Consider the following 24,148-nt stretch of genomic DNA (forward strand, 5'->3'; position numbering starts at 1 on the left):
GAGGCCTTTATGGGCCTCATTTCCTTTTTATGAAAATTTATACGGTTGAATATATATGCTTGCCAATGTTATCATATATATTGAAAATGCACAAGGGGGATTTTGGCATGCGTATAAAAAAAGCTTTTTTTATGCTGATAGCAGCTTTTATAGTTCTATCTTTGTTTTTGTTTAATTTCGCTAAAACCAGTGCATCGGCGAGGGTTGTGTATGCTTATGCGACACATGATTACGATTCGGACAACAGTTCTTACGATTCTTTTATGCAAAATGAATCAAACATCAATTACGTAATAACGTTTACTTACGGCATTGATGAAAACGGCAATTTAAACGGTACTGAAAATGATGAGATAAAAGATGAAGCCATAAAAGACAACGTGATACCTCTTTTGCTTATTCACAATATGCGGGGAGGGACATTCGACAATAGTTTGATACATTCCGTATTAAATAATACATCTGCAAGAAATAATTTGATTGATAACATTGTAGGTGCAGTAAAAAGCGGTGGGTACAAAGGAGTTAACATTGACTTTGAGAATATTGGATATAACGACAGACAAAACTACAACCAGTTTTTATCGGATCTAAAATCAAAATTGGAAGTTAACAATTTAATGCTTACTGTTGCTATACCTGCTATGACTTCAGACAGCCCATCAAGCCTTTGGGCTGGAGGCTTTGATTACGCATCAATATCTAAGATAGCTGATAAAATTATCATAATGGCTTACGATCAGCATTGGTCAGGCGGAAGCAGCGGCCCAATTTGCTCGTTTGATTGGCTTCAAAATGTCACTAACTATGCTTTATCGACGATTGATAAGGATAAAATAGTTATGGGGCTTCCGGCTTATGGATACGATTGGTCTTCAACTGGAACGACTTCTGTTACAGAAGACGATGTAAAAAGTTTGATTGGAATGTACGGTGGCAACGCCTTATGGGATAATGTGTATAAGGAACCTTACTATATTTACTATAAAAATGGAGTAAAGCATACTGTATGGTTTGAAAATTCCTATAGCTTTAAGTTGAAATTAGATTATCTTTCATCAGTAGGGATAAACAGTATATCTTTTTGGAGGCTTGGTTACGAAAGTCAGGATTTTTGGGAAGCTATTGAAGGAAATACAGTTGATTATTTCGGAGACATATTTGCAAGTTGGGCAAGGGATGATATCAACGATATGGCGATGCTTAAATATGTCTCCGGATATGGTGATGGTACATATAGACCTAATAATTACATAACAAGAGCAGAATTTGTCACATTGCTTTTAAGAGTAATGGGAATTGACGAAGTTCCTGGTGAAGGATTTTGGGATACGCAGCAGAGTTTTGCAAAAGATGCCATAGCCACAGCTAAAAAACTTGGGATAGTAAGTGGATATAGTGATGGCAGTTTTAGGCCCAATAATTACATAACAAGAGAAGAAATTGCTGCTATAATCGCAAAAGCTTATGGTTATAAGCCATATTCTAATAGTTCATTTATCGACATAAACAATAGCTTTGCTAAAGATGATATTGTCGCTTTGTCAAATAGAGGAATTATATCTGGATATGATACATATCACTTTATGCCGAAAAGTTTTGCGACGCGGGCAGAAACTACAGCGATACTTCATAGACTTATACAAAAATAAGGAGCTTTAGCTCCTTATTTTACATCTTTTTTCTTTTGTTGAGTATCCACATTCTTTTCTGATTTTTTGTTCATTTTACATTTTCCATCAAAGATTGCACCTTCGTCAATGATGAGATTTTGTACTTCTATGTCACCATACACTTTTCCTGTGGATGTTATCTGAACCTGATTTTTTATTGTAAGATTTCCGACTATCTCTCCAGAAACTGAAATATTATCAGCTTTTACATCAGCTTCTATTTTTGAATTTTCTCCGACTATCAAATTACCTTCTACTTCGACTTTTCCAGTAACGATTCCATCGATTCTCATAGTGCCCTGAGAAACAATGTTTCCTTCTATTTTCGTGTTCTTGCCAATTATTGTATCGATTTTATCAGTATTTGCATCAAATGTATTAGCATCTTTTCTTTGAAACATAGTACACCTCCTTTTGGGTTTGGCAACTATCATACGTCATTTGCTAAGATACTTCATAGGATCAACTGGATTGCCATTTAACCTTATTTCAAAATGCACGTGTGGCCCTGTACTGCGACCTGTGCTGCCAGATTTTGCTATGACATCACCCCTATTTACAGTTTGTCCTACTTTTACTAACAGTTGAGAATTATGGCCATAAACAGAAGTGATTCCATAACCATGATTTATCATGACCACATTTCCATATCCGGAAAGCCATCCTGCATAGGTTACAATGCCTTTGCCTGCTGCTTTAACAGGTGTGCCATATCCAACGGCAATGTCTATTCCAGGGTGAAACTCCGAGCTTTCGCCATAAGGGGATGTGCGACTTCCAAATGGTGATGTTATAGGTCCTACGACGGGATAGGATGATGGCAGCGATGCAAGATAATCCAATCTTTTACTTATGTCATCTATCAGTGCTTTGTATTCGTACGTTTTATTATCTATTTCGCTTGAAAGTTCATTTGTAGTTTTTTCATCCAGAGTTAGATTCCTTGAATCACGTGTTATGCCGCCACGACTTGTTTCTGGTGAACTTAACCCTACCATTCGCCTGACTTTTTGCTCTAACTCGTCAAGGCTTTTCATTTTGTCACTTATTTTCTTGGCATTATCATTAAGCATGGCGATTTTTTTGTCTTGAGATTGATTTATATCTTGCATTTCTGCTATTTTTTGATTTTTTTCTGCAATTATCTTGTCTTTTTCATAAACTGCAGCGGAAAGATATGTGTATTTTCCTGCAAAATAAAAAAAGGTTGAAAACAAGCCTATCAAAAGTACTGTTGCTGCACATATATAAGCTTTTAAAGCAGATCTCTTTATTTTAAAGCTTTTTATGTCCTTTTTAGAGTTTGGCACAACCATTATATTTATGTACTCGTCTTTCTTTTTTATGTGCATTTAATCCAGTAACACCTCCTTCATAAAATAGCCAATTAATTATATTCTACATTAAGTTTAAAATTCCTGCTTTGATAATAAATTAACAATATTTGTGGATTTTAGAATTAGCGAAATGGAGATTTTCTGAATATTATGGGTACAAAGTTAGAAAATTTAGCAGGAGGTAATTGTATGGCGACGATTATATATCCACCTACTATTAATTTTAATTGGCTTTATCAGAGACCCCAGCAGATATTAAGCCGTATGTCTGAAAGAAATTATACGGTTTACTATGTTAATAAATCTTTTGATGATAGTTATAATAGAGGAATAATAGAGGTAAGGAAAAATTTATACATTGTAAATGGTGTAGATATTGGTAGTGTAAAATTTAGAGAAATTCCTATAGTATGGATATCATATCCTCCAAATTACAATTTTCTAAAAATGTTCAAGAAAAAATATGTGATATTTGATTCTATAGATTATCCTTCAGAAGAATTTACAGAATGGAAGCTTAATTTTGAAGAAGTGCAAAAAGCTGCCAATATAGTATTTGCTTCATCTGAAAAACTATTTAATATAAATATTAAAGCCAATAAAAGAACTTTTTTGTTGCCAAATGGTGCGGATTTTGATCATTTTAAAAAAGCAAGCAAAATTTTTTCAGAAAGACCTCTTGATTTGCCTGAAGGTAAACCTATAGTTGGATATATAGGAGCATTAGCAACATGGATAGATTGGGATTTAGTGGATTATATTGCTTTAAAATGTCCCGAGTACAAGTTTGTGTACATTGGTCCTAATCTGAATACAAGCAAAGTGCCGGTTAGAGAAAATATTTTTTATTTAGGAGAGAAAAAATATGACATTCTTCCAGAATATTTACAGTATTTTGATGTTGCTATAATTCCTTTTAAAATAACTTCTATGACGGAAGGAGCCGATCCAATAAAAATGTATGAATACTTAAGCGCTGGAAAACAAATTGTTTCTTCCAAATTGCCATCTATCATAAAATGCGATGGCATTTATGCTGCCAATGATAAGGAAGAATTTGCATATTTGATAAAAAAAGCCATCGAAAATATTAGCGTCGTGAAAAAGGAAAAGCTTATGGAAATAGCGCGAGAAAATTCATGGGATAAAAGAGCAGAATACGCTGATAGAATCATAAGATATTATTTGGTATATAAATAAATTCGATTTGACTTATACATTTGTTAAAGATTAAATGAGGTAATAATCTTCGAGAAAAATATGATATAATTATTCAAAAGAGAAAAAGGTAGATACTAAGATATTTAGGAGTTGTTAGCTTGAAAGGTATTTTACTTGGTATAATTTTATCTTTTATTACTGTTGTTATAAATATTGCCTTAAATGGAATACATTCTACGTATGTAAGTTACAGCAATTATTTTTTTATTGTCGGATGTGTTGTGGGGCTTATTGGAGGTTTTTTGTATATATCATATTGGTTTAACGATATGAGGACTATAAGTAGAATATTTAGAAACCTTGAACTTCCTGAAAAAAGATATGATTTTATTTATATGACACAATGGGGAAAAGTGCTATTGATGGCATCAGCATTTTTAATGTTTTTATCGCTTTTAATAGTCCTCCTATGCGAATAAAAAGGTACATTAAACTAATAATAATTATGTATTCGCTATTGGAGGTGTTTTTAATGGGGAAAAAGATAGCCGTTGAAAGAGAGCTTTCAAATGTAAAAAGATACCTTACTGGTAAAGGATATGATGTAGTAAATCTTGAGCAAGATAGCAATTTAAGCGGTATTAACGTCAATGATTATGATGCAATAGTAATAACAGGACAGCACAAAGACATGGTTGGATTTGAAAATACGTATACAAAATCGCCAATAATTGATGCAACTGGGATGACACCAGAAGACATAGAAAGTGCAATAAAAAGAAGTACAGGCGGTGATACAGATGGCTAATAAAGATCAGTTAAAAGCGGTGGGTGAAGCGTGTCCTGATTTTAGCTATGATGATTCTTTAGGCAAGGCTTCAATGATATCCATGGCAAACTCATCATCAAGAAGCTGCGAAATATGTACACATTGGGATGTAAAAAATCAAAAATGCAGGATAGACGTTTTTGATGATGTTCTTACGAGCCTTGATCAGACATAAATGATTAAAGAGAGGATTTCGCCTCTCTTTAATCATTTATGTGAATGAATCTATAAATAACCTTTTTATCCCATCCTAAATCAAATGGAACATGGTATCTGTCAGATGTATGTGTGTTTACAACAGGAATTCCGTAAGAATCAAAACCTGTTACAACGCCAAAATGAACAATTGTGCCTTTTTCTTCATAGCAAATGAGATCACCTTTTTTTAGTTCCCGTATCGCTCCTGCAGGGTGTGAATCCGATGGTTTTACCATGTCTATGTATGTACCTTGCGCAATAAGCCTTCCTTTTCCATTGTATATAAGGTAGTTAAAGAGTGCAGGAGCTTGTGCCCATGCTGTACTAGAGTCACGGCCATTAAAGTTCCAGATGTAGTCCATCTTTAGTCCACCACCTTCATGCAAGACTTGTGAAGCGAAATTTGTGCAGTCGCCACCAACGCCATTATAATCTCTGTATTTTTTGTTGTATTCATAGTTATTTCCGCTACCCCATGCAGCACCAGCGTATGTATCAGCATACCTTACAGCGCCTTCTCTATCGTAATTTCCTTTTTTCTGATTTTGACTATCACCTGCAGGAGTGGTATTGGTTGGCGATATTTCTGTGGCTATTCCGTCAGCAGGGCTAATATCTATAAATGCTGAATCTTCATCTAATGGATCGTAGTACCAATCGCGGCGTATCACCCAGTTGCCGTTGATTTTAACCAACTGAATGGAATGCCGAATCCCCAGCCCCATGTAATTTATCAAGCCAGGCTTTACATTGTACTCGTAGCCCATCTTCATCGTCTCTACCAAATAGAGCCATATAGACTGTTCACCAACTTTCAAACTTTTGATTCTGTAAATTGATTGTGCTTCTACGAATTTAAGATTTCTTTTTTCAGACCATCCTTTTACGTAATCAATTCTTCTTTTTTCATGTTCAAGAGCCCATTTGCCATTTGTGTTAGCAACATCGTAATATTTTTCTATGTCTTTAATATTTCCGCTTAAAAGTACGCTTCCTCTTGACTCAAAGAAAGCATCTAAAAAGGGCTTTATTTCTTCTTTGTTGTCTGCTACAGTAGATAATGTTTTATTGAAAAACAATATTCCCCAGATGCTTGTGGCTATTAACAACAAAATAGGAATTGCTATTTTATGATACCCTTTAAATAGCAAAAAATATCCCTCCCTGCCTATCATTTATAGTAAATAATATGTGCAAATAAAATAAATAATTCTATGTAACATTCAATGTATTTAAAATTTGAAAATAAAAAAATAAGCATAGAAACTAATGAATAAACTTAGTTTGCTATGCCTATTTATCTACCTAATTAAAAGATTTTTTACCAACTTACTGGCATCTTCAGTCATTTTTTGAATGGCCAATTTAGATTTTTCACCTAATCTTCCTCTTTTCTCATCTTTCAGCGAGATCTTTTCTTTCTTCAGTATGTCAGGAAGATAAACTTCTGCTTCGACTTGGCCGCCTTTTTGCAAAATCAATTTTGTCGCGCATCGATCTTTACATCCATTTAAAACCAATACAGGATATTCGTTTATAAAATCTATATCTTCCTGAATATCTACTGCTAAAGCTGGTGGACACACTAAAACTGTGTTTTCAGGGTATAAATCATCAACAAGATTGTATCCAACTTCCCTTGTTATTTGCCCAAAAATTTGCCCGATACCTGCACATGGCATTATTGCTATTTTATCTTTGCTTTTCATGACGTATCCTCCTTATTGCTAATAAACCCTATATACCCGGGTGGGTATATACCGCTTATTATGATAACACGATTGACGATTTTTTTCAACATTATGAAAGAGACAGAATTACGGAAGCTCTTTCCGAAATTAAAAAATTATTGATTAATATATCGTATAAGATAAATTTAAAGAAAGCAGTTCAATTGGATAGAAAGAAAAAAATCAGATAAGATGTATGATGATAATTTTGTTGTTTAAAGGATTTTTAATGAAAAAGGGAAAAGCTTAAATGATTTATTAAAGCAAATTATGCATAGGCACTAAAGACCTTTCTTGTCTTTAGAGAGATTATATTGAAATAGAAGGTATTTGGAAAAAGTTTTTCCACGGTGTGAGATACATTACTTTAAATGATGACATTGATACGTTAAATGGTGGTGACGTACCATGAGATTATGTCCCAATTCTGCATTATAAAGGTTAAAAAATTTTATAAAGCTAAGAAGGAATTTTAAAATAAATGGAGAATATATTAAATATAAATTGTAAGCATTAAAAAATTTTAAGCAATAAACATTTATAAAATAATAATTTTTCTCACTATTTCAAAATATAAGATAAGAAAATATGGAAGGTGCTTTCGGTGAAAAGTTTTAAAGAAATGTATGAATTGGTTAAAGATTTCAATCCTAAAATCGTGGCTGTTGCACAAGCGGCTGATGTTGATGTGCTTTTAGCTGTGAAAGATGCTTACGAGAAAGGAATAATAAAATCTATATTGGTAGGGGATAAGTCAGAGATAGAGAGACTTGCACTTTCTATATCGATGCCTTTAAAGGATCATGAGATTATAGATGTAAAAGATGATGAGAAAGCGTGTAGAACGGCAGTAAAACTTGTAAGTGATGGGCAAGCAGATATGATTATGAAGGGATTAGTGCCAACATCTGTAATATTAAAAGCTGTTTTAGACAAGGAATTTGATTTAAAGTCAGATAGGCTACTAAGTCATGTAGCTGTTTTTGAATCTCCGTTTAATAAATTAATGCTTTTAAGTGATGCAGCGATGAATATATCACCTGATTTAAAAGCAAAGATTGATATAATATACAATGCGGCTTACGTGGCGAAAAAGATAGGTATAAGCGATCCAAAGGTAGCTGTACTTGCTGCTGTAGAGATGGTAAATCCAGCTATGCAGGCGACAATTGATGCTGCAATTTTAGCAAAGATGAGCGATAGAGGTCAGTTTAAAGGCATGACAGTAGATGGTCCGCTGGCATTAGATAATGCACTTTCTATTGAGTCGGCTTATCACAAAGGTATAAATAGCGCTGTTGCAGGTAATGCAGATATTCTCATTGCACCTGATATAGAAGCTGGCAATATGCTTTACAAGGCTATCACATTTATTGCAGATAAAAAAATAGCTGGAATAATCGTTGGAGCAAAAAAGCCGGTTATTTTAACATCAAGGTCTGACTCTAAAGAGTCTAAATTTAATTCAATATTGCTTGCTTCAATTGTGGCATCAGATAAAAACATATAATTGCTTAAAATATCAATTAAGAGGAGTGATTTACATGGAATTATTTAAAACATTGGAAGAGTTTGATTATGAAAACGTTATATTGTGTCATGATAAGACATCTGGTTTAAAAGCTGTGATAGCAATACATGATACAACACTGGGTCCTGCATTAGGTGGATGCAGGATGTGGACGTATGACACAGAAGAAGACGCGATAAATGATGCCCTAAGGCTTGCAAGAGGCATGACCTACAAGAATGCGGCCGCTGGCCTAAATCTTGGTGGTGCCAAAACTGTTGTAATTGGAAATCCAAGAAAGGATAAAAGTGAAGCATTATTTAGGAGTTTAGGCAGATTTATAGAAGGGCTTAATGGAAGGTATATAACCGCTGAAGATGTTGGGACAAATATGAAAGATATGGATTATATAAGTATGGAAACAAATTATGTTGCGGGACTTGCTGAGAAAAGTGGTGATCCATCTCCTTTTACAGCATACGGGGTATTTAGAGGCATTCAAGCGGCTTGTGAAGAAGTATTTGGGACAACTGAATTAAAAGGTAAAACAGTTGCTATTCAAGGTGTTGGAAATGTTGGATACAATTTAGCAAAATATTTACATGAAGCAGGAGCAAGATTAATAATCACAGATATTTTTGAAGACAATGTAAAAAGAGTCGTCAGTGAATTTAATGCTGAGTATGTAAAACCTGATGATATATACGGTGTTGATTGCGATATATTTGCTCCGTGTGCACTTGGCGCTGTAATAAATGATGAGACAATACCGCACCTAAAATGTAAAATTGTCGCAGGGTCTTCAAATAACCAATTGAAGGAAGAAAGACATGGAGAAATTTTACAAGAAAAAGGAATACTCTATGTACCTGACTTTATTATCAACGCAGGTGGTGTCATAAATGTAGCTGAAGAATTACATCCATCTGGTTATAATAAAGAACGGGCAATGAGAAAGGTTTCTATGGTATATGACAATGTAAAGAAAGTCTTACAGAAATCAAAGGAAGAAAATATTCCAACTTGTATTGCTGCTGATATGGTAGCTGAAGATAGAATTAAAACTATAGCGGGAGTAAGAGATAATTTCATAAAAAAAGTTTAAGTTCATGGAGGGAATTCTTTTGTTTCTAATCCTTGCAATAAATCCTGGTTCTACATCAACAAAGATTTCAGTTTTTGAAGATAAAAAAGTTTTGTTTACAGAAATATTGCGACATAGCGTTTCTGAGCTTAGCCAATATAAAACTGTGTCTGAACAGTTGGAATTTAGGAAAAACGCCATTTTAGAGATGCTCCACAGAAAGAACTTTTCGATGGAAAAATTGAATGCGATTGTAGGAAGAGGTGGCCTGTTAAAACCGATAAAAAGTGGCACTTACATTGTAAATGAAAGGATGGTATTAGACTTAAAAGAAGCCAAAAGAGGTGAACATGCATCAAATCTTGGAGGCATTATTGCATACGAATTAGCTAAAAATCATGGTATACCTGCATTTATAGTTGATCCAGTTGTTGTAGATGAGTTAGACGATGTTGCCAGAATTACAGGAATGCCTGAAATCCAAAAATCCAGCATATTTCATGCATTAAATCAAAAAGCTATTGGAAAGCGCTTAGCTTCTGATTTAAAGAAGAAATACGAGGATGCCAACCTTATAATTGCACATTTAGGCGGAGGAATTTCGGTTGGAGCTCATAGACATGGTTATGTGATAGATGTAAATGATGCTTTAAATGGAGAAGGGCCATTTTCGCCTGAGAGAGCAGGAGGACTTCCATCATTAGAACTTGCGAGATTGTGCTACAGTGGCAAATATACTTTTGAAGAGATGAAAAAGAAGATATTGGGTGGCGGTGGTTTAGTGGCACATCTTAATACAAATGACGTAAAAGAAGTATACAGAATGATAGAAAATGGCAATAAGAGTGCTGAATTAATACTTGATGCAATGGCGTATAAGACAGCAAAAGAGATTGGAGCGATGGCTGTAGCTTTAAATGGCGAAGTGGATGCTATAGGTATAACAGGTGGCATAGTATACAATGAAGATTTTGTAAAGCGCATTTCGATTAGAGTCGAATTTATCGCTCCTGTGTACGTGTATCCAGGGGAAGATGAGATGCAAGCACTTGCTGAAGGAGCATACCGCGTCTTAAGCGGCGAAGAAGAAGCAAAAGTTTATGAATGAGGTAATAAAATATGATGGAGATGATGAAATTGAAGCAAGTCATATTTAACGAAAACTTGTGCAAAAGCTGTGAACTATGCGTTGAAGCATGTCCAAAACACATAATAGAAATGGACAAAGACAAATTAAACGCAAAAGGATACCATCCAGCCATGATAAAAGAAGAAAACATGGAAAAATGCATAAGCTGCGGATTCTGCGCAATAATGTGCCCAGACACAGTCATAACAGTTATAAAATAAGAGGGGGATATAGATGGCAAAAGTACTCATGAAAGGAAATGAAGCGCTGGCTGAAGCTGCAATACAAGCCGGTTGCAGGCATTATTTCGGATATCCAATAACACCACAAAACGAAGTAACAGCGTACATGGCAAAAAGAATGCCAGAAGTAGGAGGAGTATTCTTACAAGCAGAAAGCGAAGTATCAGCAATAAACATGGTATACGGAGCAGGAGGAGCAGGAGCAAGAGTCCTTATCACATCATCAAGCCCAGGGATAAGCCTGATGCAAGAAGGAATATCATATATAGCAGGAGCAGAAGTACCATGCGTAATAGCCAACATAATGAGAGGCGGACCAGGCTTAGGAGGAATACAGCCATCCCAATCAGACTACTTTCAAGCCACAAAAGGAGGAGGCCATGGAGACTACAAGCTGATAGTCTTGGCACCATCAACAATACAAGAAATGGCAGAACTAGTACAACAAGCATTCCACATAGCTGACAAATACAGAAACCCTGTAATGATATTAGGAGACGGCATGTTAGGCCAAATGATGGAACCAGTAGACTTTGACATCCTAAAAAAAGAAGAAAACAAAATAGAAGAAAAACCATGGGCCACAACAGGCATGGGAACAAGAAACAAAAGAAACATCATAAACTCATTAGAATTAGACCCACAAGTATTAGAAAAACACAACATAGAAATATTCAAAAAATACGAAAAAGCAGCAAAAGAAGAAGTACGATACGAAATGACAAACTGTGAAGAAGCAGAAATAATACTTGTAGCATACGGCACAATAGCAAGAGTAGCCAAAAACGTAATCGAATTAGCAAAAAGAGAAAACATCAAAGTAGGCTTAATAAGGCCCATATCACTATGGCCATTTCCAGAAGAACCATTCAAAAAAACGAAAGATCACGTAAAAGCCTACCTAACCATAGAAATGAGCATGGGACAGATGGTAGAAGACGTAAAATTAGCAGTCAACGGGCAAAAAGAAGTCCACTTCTACGGAAGAGCAGGAGGAATGGTACCAGAACCCATGGCCATATTAGAAGAAATCAAGAAAATAAGGGGGAAAAAATAATGGCAGTAGTATTTCAAAAAACAAAAGGACTAACAGACGCGCCATTTCACTACTGTCCAGGCTGTACACACGGCATAGTCCATAGACTTGTAGCAGAAGCAATGGAAGAATTAGGAGTATTAGACAAAGCAATAGGCGTAGCACCAGTAGGATGCGCCGTATTCGCTTACGAATACTTCAACTGCGACATGCAAGAAGCAGCCCATGGAAGAGCACCAGCAGTAGCAACAGGCATAAAAAGAGTACACCCCGACAAAATAGTATTCACATACCAAGGAGATGGAGACTTAGCAGCAATAGGAACAGCAGAAACAGTACATGCAGCAGCAAGAGGAGAAAACATAACAGTAATATTCATAAACAACGCCATATACGGCATGACAGGAGGCCAAATGGCACCAACATCACTGATAGGGCAAGAAACCCTCACAACCCCATACGGAAGAAAACCAGAAACAAACGGATACCCAATAAAAATGTGTGAAATGCTGTCAACATTAGAAGGATCAGCATACATCGAAAGAGTATCAGTGTACGACGTAAAACACGTATTAAACGCCAAAAAAGCAATCAAAAACGCATTTAAAGCCCAAATAGACAAAAAAGGATTTTCAATGATAGAAGTCCTGTCAAGCTGTCCAACAAATTGGGGCATGTCACCAAACGAAGCATTAAAATGGATAAAAGACAAGATGGAGCAATACTATCCATTAGGTGTATACAAAAACACCTTAGAGGAGGAAAAATAAAATGAATGAAAAGATAATATTTGCAGGATTTGGCGGACAGGGCATCATGTCGATGGGGCTTATAATGTCATACGCAGGAATGATGGATGGAAAAAACGTATCGTGGCTGCCGTCGTATGGACCAGAGATGAGAGGAGGCACAGCCAACTGCCATGTTACCATATCTGATGAACCAGTAGGTTCACCCATAATAAACGAGGCAACTGTAGTTGTTGCTATGAATAGGCCTTCTTTAGAGAAGTATGAAAAATATGTTGTGCCTGGTGGAAAGCTTTTTATAAATACATCGCTGATTAAAGAGAAAGCGAAAAGAAATGATATAGAAGTTTACGAAATCGCGGCAAATGACATTGCAAATGAAATAGGAAATTTAAAAATTGCGAATATGGTGATTTTAGGAGCTCTAATAAAAGCAACGAATATTACAAAAATTGAATCTACATTAAAGGCACTTGTAGAAGTTTTAGGACCAAGTAAAGAGCATCTTGTGTCAATAAATGAAAAAGCCTTAGAAAAAGGAGCAGAACTTATAGATGCTTTCAGTAAGAAATAAACACTATATTATGAATGAAAGAAATGCAGTGAAAATATTCATGAAGCATATTTTGCATTTTTGAAGGATTTTTGAAATGTGCGTCGAATATAATAAAAGTGGAAAACGATGTATCGTTTTACAAAGAGTTTAAAACAATGCCAAAACATTTTATTACTTTATACTATTAAAATATTTTAATATTAGTTAAAATGTTGGAGGAGGTGATTAAAGCGATAAAAAGCTTAAATTAAATGTCATTTAAACTATAGGACGAAAGGAGAAGAGATATGGCAAGTGGAAAAGCTGAACATGGAAGAAAGTTATCAGATGGCGCTTATGGCGGTATAAGTGGCGACAAGTATGTGCCATTTGTTCCAGCGGAAGAGGTTCTTCCAGAATCTACGTTTTTAAGTTTAGTTATAGGTGTGATATTTGCGATTGTTTTCGCGGCAGCTAATACTTATTTAGGTCTTAAAACTGGAATGACTATAAGTGCAGCGATTCCTGCTGCTGTTTTGTCTACTGGTATATTAAAGACGATTTTTAGAAGAAATAGCATATTAGAAGCTAATATGGCTACAGCAATAGCTGCAACGGGTGAAAGTGTTGCTGCTGGACTTTTGTTTTCTTTTCCAGCTATAGCTATTTGGGGCTTTAAAAATGAGTTTACGCTTGAAAGAATAATATTTGCGGTATTAATCGGTGGATTGTTTGGCGTATTATTCGTCGTACCTTTAAGAAGGTATTTAACGGTTGAAGAACACGGGAAACTTCTGTATCCAGAAGGAATGGCAGCTTCTGAAGTCCTTGTAACAAGCAATCAAGGCGGTTCGGGATTTATGACGGTTTTGTCCGGTATGCTTACAGGTGGCATATACAAACTTCTATCAGGCGGTTTTTCTATATGGTCAGAAGAGCCTGCATGGAATCTAAATTGGTTTAAAGGGACTCAAGTTGGAATAAATGTGTTAGCATCGTTATTAGGAGTTGGCTTCATAGTTGGAATAGAGATTTCTTCATACATGCTGGCAGGTGGTATATTGGCATGGCTTGGTCTTATACCATTGATAAAATTTTTTGGAGATGGTCTTACAAGTCCAATATATCCAGCCACAACCCTTATAAAAGATATGTCAGCTTCTCAAATATGGGGCAGCTATATAAGGTATATAGGTGCTGGTGGAGTATTGGCAGGAGGATTTATTACTTTATTCAAGACATTCCCTACACTTATAAAGGCGTTTAAAGACTCATTATCTGGGTTTGGAACGAGTGCCAAAGGTCAAAAAAGAACTGACAGCGATATATCGATAAATATAGTGATTATTGGTTCGATTTTTCTATTCCTTTTAACATGGCTTCTGCCTATGTTTAAGATGACATTTATAGGAAGTCTTTTAACGATATTATTTTCTTTCTTCTTCGCTGTTGTCTCAGCGAGAATGACAGGAATTGTTGGTGAATCCAATAACCCAGTGTCAGGTATGACAATAGCTACATTGCTTGTTGTTACGTCTATTTTAAAGCTTACAGGCATTGTCGGAGACAGTGGTATGATATTGGCAATTACGATTGGAGGCATAGTTTGTATTGCAGCAGCAACGGCAGGCTGCAATGCACAGTCTTTAAAAACGTGCTACATTATAGGTGGATCGCCTAAAAAGGTAGAGTCATACCTTTACACAGGAATAGTTGCATCATCAATTTTCGCGGGATTAGTGCTTATTATGCTTAATAATTCTTATGGAATTGGTTCAAAATATGTTGCTGCGCCACAAGCAACTATAATGTCAATGGTTGTAAAAGGAATAATGACAGGACACCTTCCATGGATATTAATCATTGCTGGTGTCTTTATGGGAATAATGATAGAGATGATGCATATTCCGGTATTGCCATTTGCACTTGGACTTTATTTGCCATTTGAGTTAAGTGCGGCTGTTATGGTTGGAGGAATCATCAGATGGATAATTGACAGGAAATACAAGAATGATGAAAAGATGTATAAAGAAAAGACTGAAAAAGGTATATTGATTTCTTCAGGATTAGTCGCTGGAGATGCTTTGATGGGATTAGTAATAGCCATATTTGCAGGCCTTAAAATAAATATAGGTTTTGGTGCTAATTGGTTTACAAATAGCGGAGAATTTGCTTCATGGATTTCACTTTTGATGTTTGTCTTGTTAGGAATTTACCTATACGGATATACAGTGAGAGATAGCAAAAAGACTAATTAGCTGTGAATGGGTAAAAAATCATTCTAATCCGATGGTTTAAAAGCTGTCGGATTAGAATGATTTTAATAAAATATATTACAAAGGAGCGATCACAATGATAATCGGAGTACCAAAAGAAATAAAAGAAGAAGAAGGAAGAGTTGCTATTACACCTGCCGGTGTTCATGCATTTTGCAGTAAAGGACATAGAGTATTAATTGAAAATAATGCTGGTTTAATCAGTGGGATAACTAACGAAGAATATAAAAAGGCTGGAGCTGAAATCATTAACAGGGCTGAAGACGTTTTTAATGAATCTGATATGATATTAAAGGTCAAGGAACCACAACCTTCCGAGTATGATTATTTTAAAGAAGGACAGATTTTGTTTACCTATTTACATTTAGCTCCAGATAGACAGCAAACAGAAGCGCTTTTAAAGAAAAAAGTAGTAGGTATAGCATATGAAACAGTTCAGACAGATGATGGAATGCTACCGCTATTAAGTCCTATGAGTGAAGTGGCAGGCAGACTATCAGTTACGATAGGTGCTTATTTGTTGCTTAGCAAAAATAATGGCAGAGGAGTTCTACTAAGCGGTGTTCCAGGTGTTGAAAAGGCGAATGTTGTCATAGTCGGTGGTGGAACGGTAGGACTAAATGCAGCAAAGATTGCAGTTGGAATGGGAGCTAATGTTACAATACTTGATGTAAATGCTTCAAGGCTTGCATACTTAGATGACGTTTTTGGAGGAAAAGTAACGACTCTTATGTCAAACAGTTATAATATAGCTAAATGTACTGAAGAAGCTGATTTAGTAATAGGAGCAGTGCTTATTCCGGGGGCTAAGACACCAAAAATAATAACAGAAGAAATGGTAAAGAACATGAGAAAAGGATCTGTAATCGTCGATGTAGCTATAGACCAAGGTGGTTCTGTCGAAACGATGGACAGAATAACATCTCATGACAATCCATACTTTATAAAATACGATGTGGTGCATTATTCTGTTCCAAATATACCCGGTGTAGTTCCGAGGACATCTACATTTGCATTGACAAATGTTACTTTGCCATACGCATTGCAGATTGCAGATAAAGGTTATAAGAAAGCCTTATTAGAGAATAAATCGCTTATGAGAGGACTTAATGTCATAAATGGCCATGTCACTTACAAAGCGGTAGCAGAAGCTCATGGATTTGAATATGTAGATCCAATAGAAGCTTTGTCAGAATAAAAAGTCATCTTATATAATGCAATAGAAAAGATGAAGTTACAAATGGAAAGGATATATGCCGAAGATCATATATCCTTTCCAAACAGTTGCATTAAAGCTTAAATTGATATTATTGTGATTATCTTTTTTATCAATCAAAATTAGCTACAAGAAAGACGCTGTGCTAAAACATCGATAAATTTAGAAATCGTATTAATTGAAACTTTCCATTGTAACTTATTCAAGCAATAAAATAAGATATTTTTCATATCACAAAATTTCCATTAAGGTTAAACAATATATACAGAAAATTGCATAAATTAAAATTAATAATTCAATTACGAATTATATTGAAATTTTGATATAATTGCATTATAATTTATATAGATTAAAAAATTTTAATATATAAAGTAAAAGTTTAAATAACGAGGAGGAGTAGCGATATGAATGATAATTCAAAGAAAAAATTGACGTTAGTGCCTTTGATCTTGATGATCTTCACTTCTGTTTTTGGCTTCAATAATATGCCGAGAGCTTTTTACCTTATGGGCTACAGTGCAATACCATGGTACATTTTATCGGGCATAACATTTTTCTTGCCTTACGCGTTTATGATGGCTGAATTTGGAGCGGCGTTTAAAGAAGAAAGTGGTGGAATATACACATGGATGGAAAAATCGGCAGGACCTAAATACGCTTTTGTCGGTACTTTCATGTGGTATGCGTCATACGTGGTATGGATGGTTAGCATTTGCTCCACAATTTTTATCAATATTTCAAATATAATTTTTGGCACTGATAGAACTTCTTCTCTTAAATTGTTTGGACTAAATTCGACTCAAGTTATTGGATTATTAGGAATATTGCTTATCATATTGATTACTTACGTGGCAAGTAAAGGTTTAAATTGGGTTTCGAAAATTGCTTCAATCGGTGGTACATCTGTGCTGACGATAAACGTTGTATTCTTACTTGGCTCTATTGTTGTATTGATAGCCAATGGAGGGAAATTAGCCGAACCAATTACATCTTTAAAATCTTTTATGGTTTCGCCTAATCCATCATACTTATCTCCTATTGCTGTTTTGTCATTTATCGTATTTGCTATATTTGCGTATGGGGGAACAGAGGTAGTTGGTGGCGTTGTAGACCAAACGGAAAATGCAGAGAAGACATTTCCTAAAGGAGTATTGTTTTCAGCTATCATAATTGCAATCGGATATTCTTTGGGAATATTCTTGGTTGGGATTTTTACAAAATGGAATAGTGTTTTAGCATCTAATAATGTCAATATGGCAAATGCCCAATATGTGATCATGAATAATTTTGGATATCAAATCGGATTAAGCTTAGGTGCAAGCAAAAGCACGGCAATAATCATAGGCAATTGGACAGCCAGGATAGTGGCATTATCAGTATTTTTATCACTGATGGGTGCTTTCTTCACGCTAAGTTATGCGCCATTAAGGCAATTGATAGAAGGTACACCTGCTGAGTTATGGCCTGGAAAAACTGCGGAAATTGACGAAAAAGGTGTGCCTAAGTATGCTATGTGGATACAATGCTTGTTAGTTGCAGTTATGCTGTTTCTTATATCATTCGGAGGAGATATTGCCAAAGTTTTCTTTGCTCGTATTGTGCTCATGACTAATGTTGCGATGACATTGCCATATGTGTTTTTATGCTTAGTCTATCCAGCATTTAAAAATAATAAGAAGATTAATAAACCGTTTGAAATTTTTAAAAGTAAAACATCTGTGATAATTGCCACTGTATTAACATCTGTTACAGTAGGATTTGCAAATATTTTTACTATAATTGAACCGGCATTTTCAAAAGATATAGCATCCACGTTGTGGATGATTGCTGGTCCGTTGTTCTTTACTGTTGTAGCTCTGCTAATGTTCAGAAGATATGAAAAAAGAAATTATGGAGTTGAAACAAAAGAGAAGTTAGAGAATTAATTTTAAAATTGGCTTAAATGAGAAGTATTAGACATAATGGAGAATGCGATATAAGAATTTGTAAAAGGTTGCATTATTACCATTAGTAAACAACTTTAAAGGGGTAGAAAATTCCTATCCCTTTAAAGTTCACAATATATTTATTCATTATAAAATTGTAAAGGAGATTTTAGTATGAATAGGCGTTTGATGAAATTGCAAGACTTATTATCTCAAAATGATTTTGATGGATATTATATATCAAAGCCAGCAAATGTAACTTACATAACTGGTTTTACAGGAGATGAAAGTGTTGCAATTGTTACAAGAGATAAAGCTTTTTTCATTACCGATTCAAGATATATTGAACAGGCAAAAATTGAGACAGATGGTTTTCTTATAATAGACAATAATCGCGATATGCTTAAAGCGGTAAGCGAATGTGTAAATTTATCAGGAATAAAGAAATTGGGTTTTGAAGGCGGATATATGACATACGAAACCTATGCAATACTAAAAGAAACTTACAGAATTCATCTGGAACCGTTAAATAACATAATAGAGCCACTGCGTTCTATAAAAGATGAAAAGGAAATTGAAAATATTAAGCATGCTCAGAAGATAGCAGAAAAAGCATTTGAACATATCTTAGGTATTATAAAAGTAGGAATGAAAGAAAAAGATATTGCTGCTGAAATGGAATATTATATGAGAAAAGAAGGTGCTGAAGGTACATCATTTGATACCATCGTTGCATCAGGATTTAGATCTGCACTACCGCATGGTAAAGCATCAGAAAAAACTATAGAAAATGGAGAGTTTGTTGTATTTGATTATGGATGTAAATATAATGGCTATTGTTCTGATATGACCAGAACAATAGTGGTAGGTAAAGCAACAGAAGAACAAAAAAAGATATATAATATTGTTTTAAATGCACAAAAACATGCGTTAGAAAATTTAAAAGCTAACATTAAAGAATACGAAGGAGACAATTTAGCACGAAGCGTTATAGAAAATGAGGGCTATGGTGAATATTTTGGACATTCATTAGGCCATGGTGTTGGGTTAGAAATACATGAATCACCATATATGGCTAAAAATAAAAACGGCACTTTAAAAATCAACATGGTGGTAACTGTTGAACCGGGAATATATATTCCAAATTTTGGTGGTGTTAGAATTGAAGATATGGTGGTAATAGAGGAAAATGGTGTTATAAACCTTACAGATTCACCCAAAGAGTTAATTGAAATTTGATATTGATAAAATATTTTATACATCAATATGATGCAAAAATTTCAACAATTTATAATAGTATGCAAGTTATACTACAAAAAGTAGAAAATATTTGATTTGAGAGGAGATAAATCGTGAACAAAGAATGTTTAAACCCATTAACAAATGCACAACAGGAAATAAAAAATGCATGTAAGTTATTAAAAGTAAGTGATTCGGTTTATCAAATATTAAAAGAACCAATAAGATTTTTAGAAGTGTCCATACCTGTGAGGATGGATAACGGATCAATAGTGATATTTAAAGGTTATAGAGCACAGCACAATGATGCAGTAGGTCCAACAAAAGGTGGAATAAGATTTCACCCAAATGTAAATATTGATGAAGTAAAGGCACTTTCAATTTGGATGAGTTTTAAATGCAGTGTAGTGGGTGTGCCATTTGGAGGAGCTAAGGGTGGTGTAATTGTAGATCCTGATACACTGTCAAAAAGTGAATTAGAAAGATTGAGTAGAGGTTATATTAGAGAGATTTTCAGCATTATTGGACCTGACAAAGATATACCAGCACCTGATGTAAATACAAATGAGCAAATTATGGCATGGATGATGGATGAATACAGTAAATTAACAGGGAAAAATAGTCCAGCAATTATAACAGGAAAACCAATAATATCTGGTGGATCTCTTGGAAGAACAGAGGCAACAGGCTATGGTGTGGCCTTGATGGCTCATGAAGCTACAAAGTATTTAAATTTAGATATAAAAAATTGTACGGTATGCATTCAAGGTTTCGGCAATGTAGGTAAATATTCTGCATTAAATTTGCAGAGACTTGGGGCTAAGATTATAGCTATAAGTGATGTAAAAGGTGGCATATACAATAAAGAAGGAATAGATATCAACAAATTAATTGAATATGTAAAGGAAAATGGAAGCGTAGTAGGATTTGATGGTGCGGAACAGATAGCTAACGATAAATTATTTGAACTTGAGACAGACATATTTGTGCCAGCAGCTTTAGAAAATCAGATTACTTCAGATGTTGCAAGATCAATAAAGACAAAAATAATATGCGAAGGAGCAAATGGACCGACAACACCGGAGGCAGATAAAATTTTGTACGAAAGGAAAGTGTTTGTGGTTCCAGATATATTGGCTAATGCAGGAGGTGTAACAGTTTCATATTTTGAATGGGTTCAAAATCTGGACAATTATTATTGGGCTTTAGAAGAAGTAGAAAAAAGGCAAAAGCAAATAATGATAAAAGCTTTTGAAAAAGTTTATGAAACATCAAGAGATTTTAAAGTTGATATGCGGACAGCAGCATATATTACATCGTTAAAAAGAATTTATGAAGCCATGAAAATGCGCGGATGGGTATGATAAATTTAAAAAAAGCAAGGTGGAAGTCTTGAGCAAAAAAGTTGCAATTATATATACTGGCGGAACAATTGCTATGGCAATGAATAAAGATACAAAATCTGTCGTACCGACATTGACAGGCCATGAGATTATGGGATTATTTAATGCCAATTTCGAAGGTGTAGAAATAGAAATAGTTGAGTTTGGAAATTATCCAAGTCCTCATCTAACAATTGATTTATTAAAAAAATTAAGGAATGTTATTCTGAATCTGTTGAGTAGTAATGATATATGTGGGGTTGTAATAACACATGGTACAGATACTTTAGAAGAATCAGCCTATTTCTTAGATTTGACAATAGATTCTTCTAAGCCAGTTATTTTAACGGGAGCCATTAGAAATGCTTCTGAAGATGGGTATGATGGTATAAACAATGTGAAAGCATCAATTAAAGTTGCTATAGACGAAAAATCTATCAATAAAGGTGTCTTGGTTGTATTTAATAGTAAGATATTTGCTGCCAGTGAAGTCGTCAAAATCAGTACCAGCAGTTTAGATGCTTTTTGCAGTCCAATGCTGGGCCCAGTTGGAATCGTTGATACTGATAAAGTCATATTTTACAGAAATACAATAAAACAAAAGAAAATTTTAACTGATTCAATGGAAGAAAAAGTAAGTCTTTTAAAAACTGTAATTGGGATGGATGATAAGTTAATAAAGTTTTGCGTTGACTCTGGAGATAAGGGGATTGTAATTGAAGGTACAGGAAGAGGCAATGTAACACCAAAGATGGTTGACGGTATCAAATATGCACTTGCTAATAACGTTATTATCGTTATTGTCTCTCGTTGTATGTCTGGTCGTGTGCTTGATATTTATGGGTATAAAGGTGGAGGCAAAGAATTAGCATCTATAGGAGTAATTTTTGGAGAAAATCTTACTGGTCCAAAAGCGAGAATAAAATTGATGGCTTGCTTAGGCTATACAAATGATTATGAAAAAATCAAAGAAATGTTTCAATCTAAATATTGACGGCAAAGAAACCTTAAATACTTTTGGAAGTTCGAGAGGAGAATTGCTTATGATAGATTTAGATGATGTATTTAAAAATTCTGGCAGTATTCTTTACAATTTACCTGTTTCAGATTTGATAGAGGAAGCCATAACTGCTAATAATTTATTATCTGCATTTAAAGCGAGATTAGATTATATAAAAAATGGGATTCATCAATAATTTAGAGGGGATTACAATGAATCAAAATGAAAGTATAAACAATATAAAAAATAATAAACAAAAATGGATGAAAGATTGTTTGGACAAAGTTAAAGAAAAATATCCAGAACGAAAAGAAAAATTTATGACTTCATCAGGTGTAGAAATAAAAAACATATATACCCCTGACAATATAGCTGACTTGGACTATTTAAACGATATTGGTTTTCCAGGACAATATCCATTTACAAGGGGCGTACAGCCAACCATGTACCGAGGAAGGTTCTGGACTATGAGGCAGTATGCTGGATTTGGTACTGCTGAGGAATCAAATGCAAGGTATAAATACTTACTTTCGCAGGGACAGACAGGGTTAAGCATAGCATTCGATTTACCAACACAGATAGGATATGATTCGAATCATCCGATGGCTGAAGGTGAAGTAGGGAAAGTTGGTGTTGCTGTAGATTCTCTTTTAGATATGGAAATTTTGTTTGATGGGATACCTCTCGATAGAGTCAGTACATCCATGACGATAAATGCCCCTGCAGCAGTTCTTTTAGCAATGTACATCGCTGTCGCAGAAAAGCAAGGAGTTTCTTTAGACAAATTGGAAGGAACTATTCAAAACGACATATTGAAAGAATACATTGCTCGTGGAACATACATTTTTCCAATTGAACCTTCATTAAGGATTACAACAGACATATTCAAATATTGTTCCAAATACATTCCAAAGTGGAACACGATAAGCATAAGTGGTTATCACATAAGGGAAGCTGGAGCTACAGCTGTGCAAGAGGTAGCTTTTACATTGGCAAACGGGATAGAATACGTAAATGCCGCATTAAAAGCGGGACTTGATGTTGATGACTTTGCACCGAGGCTTTCATTTTTCTTTAGCGCTCACAATGATTTATTAGAAGAGGTGGCGAAATTCAGAGCTGCCAGAAGGATGTGGGCAAGGATAATGAAAGAAAGATTCAATGCTAAAAATCCAAAATCAATGATGCTTAGATTTCATACACAGACTGGCGGTTCTACGTTAACTGCTCAGCAACCTGATAATAATATTGTAAGAGTTGCGCTGCAGGCATTGGCTGCAGTGTTAGGAGGAACTCAATCACTTCACACGAATAGCCGCGATGAAGCATTGGCGCTGCCATCAGAAGATTCGGTGAAGATTGCATTAAGGACTCAGCAGATAATAGCATACGAAAGCGGCGTATGTGATACACCTGATCCGCTGGCAGGCAGTTACTACGTAGAGTATTTAACGAATCAAATAGAGGAGAAAGCTTTACAATACATAAAAAAAATTGATGAGCTTGGCGGTGCTGCCTGTGCAATAAAGAGTGGATTTATTCAAAAGGAAATACAAGATAGCGCGTACAGGTATCAAAAGGAGATTGAAAAAGGTGAGAGGATTATAGTAGGCTTGAACAAGTTTAAAACTGAAGAAAAATACTACGGCAACTTGCTTAAAGTTGATCCTCAAGTTGGAGAGATGCAAAAAGAAAAGCTAAAAAAACTTAGGGCTGAAAGAGATAATGAAGAAGTAAAGAGAAGATTATCAGACCTTAAAGAGGCTGCTTGTAGTCAAGAAAACATTATGCCTCAAATAATAGATGCAGTTAGAGCGTATGCAACACTTGGCGAGATATGCGATGTGCTACGATCTGTGTTTGGAGAATACAGAGAGAACATAGTCTTATAAGGGGT

At 35.0% G+C, this 24,148-nt stretch carries 24 protein-coding genes; 20 read left to right on the plus strand and 4 right to left on the minus strand.

Translation table 11 applies throughout. The features are described 5' to 3' along the window. Positions 1-107: 107 nt before the first annotated feature. On the plus strand, positions 108-1,652 hold the full coding sequence (locus ACZ42G_RS04825) for a glycosyl hydrolase family 18 protein (protein ID WP_464851687.1): 1,545 nt from the start codon (positions 108-110) through the stop codon (positions 1,650-1,652). Between the two features lie 14 nt (positions 1,653-1,666). Here ACZ42G_RS04825 and ACZ42G_RS04830 read toward each other — a convergent pair whose 3' ends face one another. Together ACZ42G_RS04830 and ACZ42G_RS04835 are read right to left on the minus strand one after the other, a co-directional pair. Further along, complete coding sequence (locus ACZ42G_RS04830; RefSeq protein ID WP_014758415.1) at positions 1,667-2,074, minus strand: bactofilin family protein; 408 nt, start codon at positions 2,072-2,074, stop codon at positions 1,667-1,669. A 36-nt stretch (positions 2,075-2,110) separates the two neighbouring features. After that, entirely contained in the window at positions 2,111-3,025 is a 915-nt protein-coding gene (locus tag ACZ42G_RS04835) for a M23 family metallopeptidase (protein ID WP_464851689.1), read from the minus strand. A gap of 174 nt (positions 3,026-3,199) precedes the next feature. Between ACZ42G_RS04835 and ACZ42G_RS04840 the strand changes: the two genes are divergently transcribed. From ACZ42G_RS04840 to ACZ42G_RS04855, 4 genes are all read left to right on the plus strand, one after another. Then, positions 3,200-4,210, plus strand: coding sequence for a glycosyltransferase (locus tag ACZ42G_RS04840; RefSeq protein ID WP_464851690.1), 1,011 nt, complete (start codon positions 3,200-3,202; stop codon positions 4,208-4,210). 119 nt (positions 4,211-4,329) lie between these two features. Next, entirely contained in the window at positions 4,330-4,650 is a 321-nt protein-coding gene (locus ACZ42G_RS04845; RefSeq protein WP_464851692.1) for a hypothetical protein, read from the plus strand. A 53-nt stretch (positions 4,651-4,703) separates the two neighbouring features. Next, the gene (locus tag ACZ42G_RS04850; protein WP_274892584.1) at positions 4,704-4,979 is read left to right on the plus strand and encodes a YkuS family protein; all 276 of its coding nucleotides are present in this window, start codon (positions 4,704-4,706) and stop codon (positions 4,977-4,979) included. Further along, positions 4,972-5,175, plus strand: a complete 204-nt coding sequence (locus ACZ42G_RS04855; protein WP_085112937.1) for a hypothetical protein — start codon at positions 4,972-4,974, stop codon at positions 5,173-5,175. The genes ACZ42G_RS04850 and ACZ42G_RS04855 overlap by 8 nt, the downstream gene beginning before the upstream one ends. Positions 5,176-5,203: 28 nt before the next feature. On the opposite strand, the gene ACZ42G_RS04860 is transcribed toward ACZ42G_RS04855, so the two are convergent. Together ACZ42G_RS04860 and ACZ42G_RS04865 are read right to left on the minus strand one after the other, a co-directional pair. After that, positions 5,204-6,349 (minus strand): amidase domain-containing protein, encoded by a 1,146-nt coding sequence (locus ACZ42G_RS04860; protein ID WP_274892585.1) that lies wholly within the window; start codon positions 6,347-6,349, stop codon positions 5,204-5,206. Between the two features lie 150 nt (positions 6,350-6,499). Next, on the minus strand, positions 6,500-6,907 hold the full coding sequence (locus ACZ42G_RS04865; RefSeq protein ID WP_274892586.1) for a putative zinc-binding protein: 408 nt from the start codon (positions 6,905-6,907) through the stop codon (positions 6,500-6,502). A 625-nt stretch (positions 6,908-7,532) separates the two neighbouring features. On the opposite strand from ACZ42G_RS04865, the gene ptb reads away from it, so the two are divergent. The 15 genes from ptb to ACZ42G_RS04940 all read left to right on the plus strand — a co-directional run bounded on the left by ptb (position 7,533) and on the right by ACZ42G_RS04940 (position 24,143). Continuing rightward, positions 7,533-8,438, plus strand: coding sequence for a phosphate butyryltransferase (ptb, locus tag ACZ42G_RS04870; RefSeq protein ID WP_464851694.1), 906 nt, complete (start codon positions 7,533-7,535; stop codon positions 8,436-8,438). A gap of 34 nt (positions 8,439-8,472) precedes the next feature. Continuing rightward, on the plus strand, positions 8,473-9,543 hold the full coding sequence (locus ACZ42G_RS04875; protein WP_464851696.1) for a Glu/Leu/Phe/Val family dehydrogenase: 1,071 nt from the start codon (positions 8,473-8,475) through the stop codon (positions 9,541-9,543). A gap of 13 nt (positions 9,544-9,556) precedes the next feature. Further along, entirely contained in the window at positions 9,557-10,630 is a 1,074-nt protein-coding gene (gene buk / locus ACZ42G_RS04880; protein ID WP_464852111.1) for a butyrate kinase, read from the plus strand. Between the two features lie 29 nt (positions 10,631-10,659). After that, positions 10,660-10,872 (plus strand): 4Fe-4S binding protein, encoded by a 213-nt coding sequence (locus tag ACZ42G_RS04885; RefSeq protein ID WP_038069505.1) that lies wholly within the window; start codon positions 10,660-10,662, stop codon positions 10,870-10,872. A 13-nt stretch (positions 10,873-10,885) separates the two neighbouring features. After that, entirely contained in the window at positions 10,886-11,950 is a 1,065-nt protein-coding gene (locus ACZ42G_RS04890; RefSeq protein ID WP_464851698.1) for a 3-methyl-2-oxobutanoate dehydrogenase subunit VorB, read from the plus strand. After that, positions 11,950-12,699, plus strand: coding sequence for a thiamine pyrophosphate-dependent enzyme (locus tag ACZ42G_RS04895; protein ID WP_464851700.1), 750 nt, complete (start codon positions 11,950-11,952; stop codon positions 12,697-12,699). The genes ACZ42G_RS04890 and ACZ42G_RS04895 overlap by 1 nt, the downstream gene beginning before the upstream one ends. Position 12,700: 1 nt before the next feature. Then, positions 12,701-13,252 (plus strand): 2-oxoacid:acceptor oxidoreductase family protein, encoded by a 552-nt coding sequence (locus ACZ42G_RS04900; RefSeq protein WP_274892592.1) that lies wholly within the window; start codon positions 12,701-12,703, stop codon positions 13,250-13,252. Between the two features lie 269 nt (positions 13,253-13,521). Continuing rightward, positions 13,522-15,471: an OPT family oligopeptide transporter gene (locus ACZ42G_RS04905; protein ID WP_274892593.1), complete on the plus strand. Its 1,950-nt coding sequence runs from the start codon at positions 13,522-13,524 to the stop codon at positions 15,469-15,471. A 94-nt stretch (positions 15,472-15,565) separates the two neighbouring features. Next, entirely contained in the window at positions 15,566-16,687 is a 1,122-nt protein-coding gene (gene ald, locus ACZ42G_RS04910) for an alanine dehydrogenase (RefSeq protein ID WP_464851702.1), read from the plus strand. A 422-nt stretch (positions 16,688-17,109) separates the two neighbouring features. Beyond that, complete coding sequence (gene yjeM, locus ACZ42G_RS04915) at positions 17,110-18,630, plus strand: glutamate/gamma-aminobutyrate family transporter YjeM (protein ID WP_464851704.1); 1,521 nt, start codon at positions 17,110-17,112, stop codon at positions 18,628-18,630. Positions 18,631-18,804: 174 nt separating this feature from the next. Then, entirely contained in the window at positions 18,805-19,869 is a 1,065-nt protein-coding gene (locus ACZ42G_RS04920) for a M24 family metallopeptidase (RefSeq protein WP_464851706.1), read from the plus strand. Between the two features lie 113 nt (positions 19,870-19,982). Beyond that, entirely contained in the window at positions 19,983-21,233 is a 1,251-nt protein-coding gene (locus tag ACZ42G_RS04925) for a Glu/Leu/Phe/Val family dehydrogenase (protein ID WP_464851707.1), read from the plus strand. Between the two features lie 19 nt (positions 21,234-21,252). Beyond that, positions 21,253-22,245 carry an asparaginase gene (locus ACZ42G_RS04930; RefSeq protein ID WP_464851708.1) on the plus strand — a complete coding sequence of 331 codons (993 nt, stop codon included), beginning with the start codon at positions 21,253-21,255 and terminating at the stop codon, positions 22,243-22,245. A gap of 49 nt (positions 22,246-22,294) precedes the next feature. Beyond that, the gene (locus ACZ42G_RS04935) at positions 22,295-22,447 is read left to right on the plus strand and encodes a hypothetical protein (RefSeq protein ID WP_464851710.1); all 153 of its coding nucleotides are present in this window, start codon (positions 22,295-22,297) and stop codon (positions 22,445-22,447) included. A 16-nt stretch (positions 22,448-22,463) separates the two neighbouring features. Next, the gene (locus ACZ42G_RS04940) at positions 22,464-24,143 is read left to right on the plus strand and encodes an acyl-CoA mutase large subunit family protein (protein WP_464851712.1); all 1,680 of its coding nucleotides are present in this window, start codon (positions 22,464-22,466) and stop codon (positions 24,141-24,143) included. The last annotated feature ends 5 nt before the right edge of the window (positions 24,144-24,148 follow it).

It is taken from the genome of Thermoanaerobacterium calidifontis (assembly GCF_055381745.1).

Excerpts from the sequence above, each read along its gene's own strand:
- ACZ42G_RS04825 (WP_464851687.1), top strand. The coding sequence starts at position 108 with ATGCGTATAAAAAAAGCTTTTTTTATGCTGATAGCAGCTTTTATAGTT.
- ACZ42G_RS04830 (WP_014758415.1), bottom strand. The coding sequence starts at position 2,074 with ATGTTTCAAAGAAAAGATGCTAATACATTTGATGCAAATACTGATAAA.
- ACZ42G_RS04835 (WP_464851689.1), bottom strand. The coding sequence starts at position 3,025 with ATGCACATAAAAAAGAAAGACGAGTACATAAATATAATGGTTGTGCCA.
- ACZ42G_RS04840 (WP_464851690.1), top strand. The coding sequence starts at position 3,200 with ATGGCGACGATTATATATCCACCTACTATTAATTTTAATTGGCTTTAT.
- ACZ42G_RS04850 (WP_274892584.1), top strand. The coding sequence starts at position 4,704 with ATGGGGAAAAAGATAGCCGTTGAAAGAGAGCTTTCAAATGTAAAAAGA.
- ACZ42G_RS04855 (WP_085112937.1), top strand. The coding sequence starts at position 4,972 with ATGGCTAATAAAGATCAGTTAAAAGCGGTGGGTGAAGCGTGTCCTGAT.
- ACZ42G_RS04865 (WP_274892586.1), bottom strand. The coding sequence starts at position 6,907 with ATGAAAAGCAAAGATAAAATAGCAATAATGCCATGTGCAGGTATCGGG.
- ACZ42G_RS04875 (WP_464851696.1), top strand. The coding sequence starts at position 8,473 with ATGGAATTATTTAAAACATTGGAAGAGTTTGATTATGAAAACGTTATA.
- ACZ42G_RS04890 (WP_464851698.1), top strand. The coding sequence starts at position 10,886 with ATGGCAAAAGTACTCATGAAAGGAAATGAAGCGCTGGCTGAAGCTGCA.
- ACZ42G_RS04895 (WP_464851700.1), top strand. The coding sequence starts at position 11,950 with ATGGCAGTAGTATTTCAAAAAACAAAAGGACTAACAGACGCGCCATTT.
- ACZ42G_RS04900 (WP_274892592.1), top strand. The coding sequence starts at position 12,701 with ATGAATGAAAAGATAATATTTGCAGGATTTGGCGGACAGGGCATCATG.
- ACZ42G_RS04905 (WP_274892593.1), top strand. The coding sequence starts at position 13,522 with ATGGCAAGTGGAAAAGCTGAACATGGAAGAAAGTTATCAGATGGCGCT.
- ald (WP_464851702.1), top strand. The coding sequence starts at position 15,566 with ATGATAATCGGAGTACCAAAAGAAATAAAAGAAGAAGAAGGAAGAGTT.
- yjeM (WP_464851704.1), top strand. The coding sequence starts at position 17,110 with ATGAATGATAATTCAAAGAAAAAATTGACGTTAGTGCCTTTGATCTTG.
- ACZ42G_RS04920 (WP_464851706.1), top strand. The coding sequence starts at position 18,805 with ATGAATAGGCGTTTGATGAAATTGCAAGACTTATTATCTCAAAATGAT.
- ACZ42G_RS04935 (WP_464851710.1), top strand. The coding sequence starts at position 22,295 with ATGATAGATTTAGATGATGTATTTAAAAATTCTGGCAGTATTCTTTAC.
- ACZ42G_RS04940 (WP_464851712.1), top strand. The coding sequence starts at position 22,464 with ATGAATCAAAATGAAAGTATAAACAATATAAAAAATAATAAACAAAAA.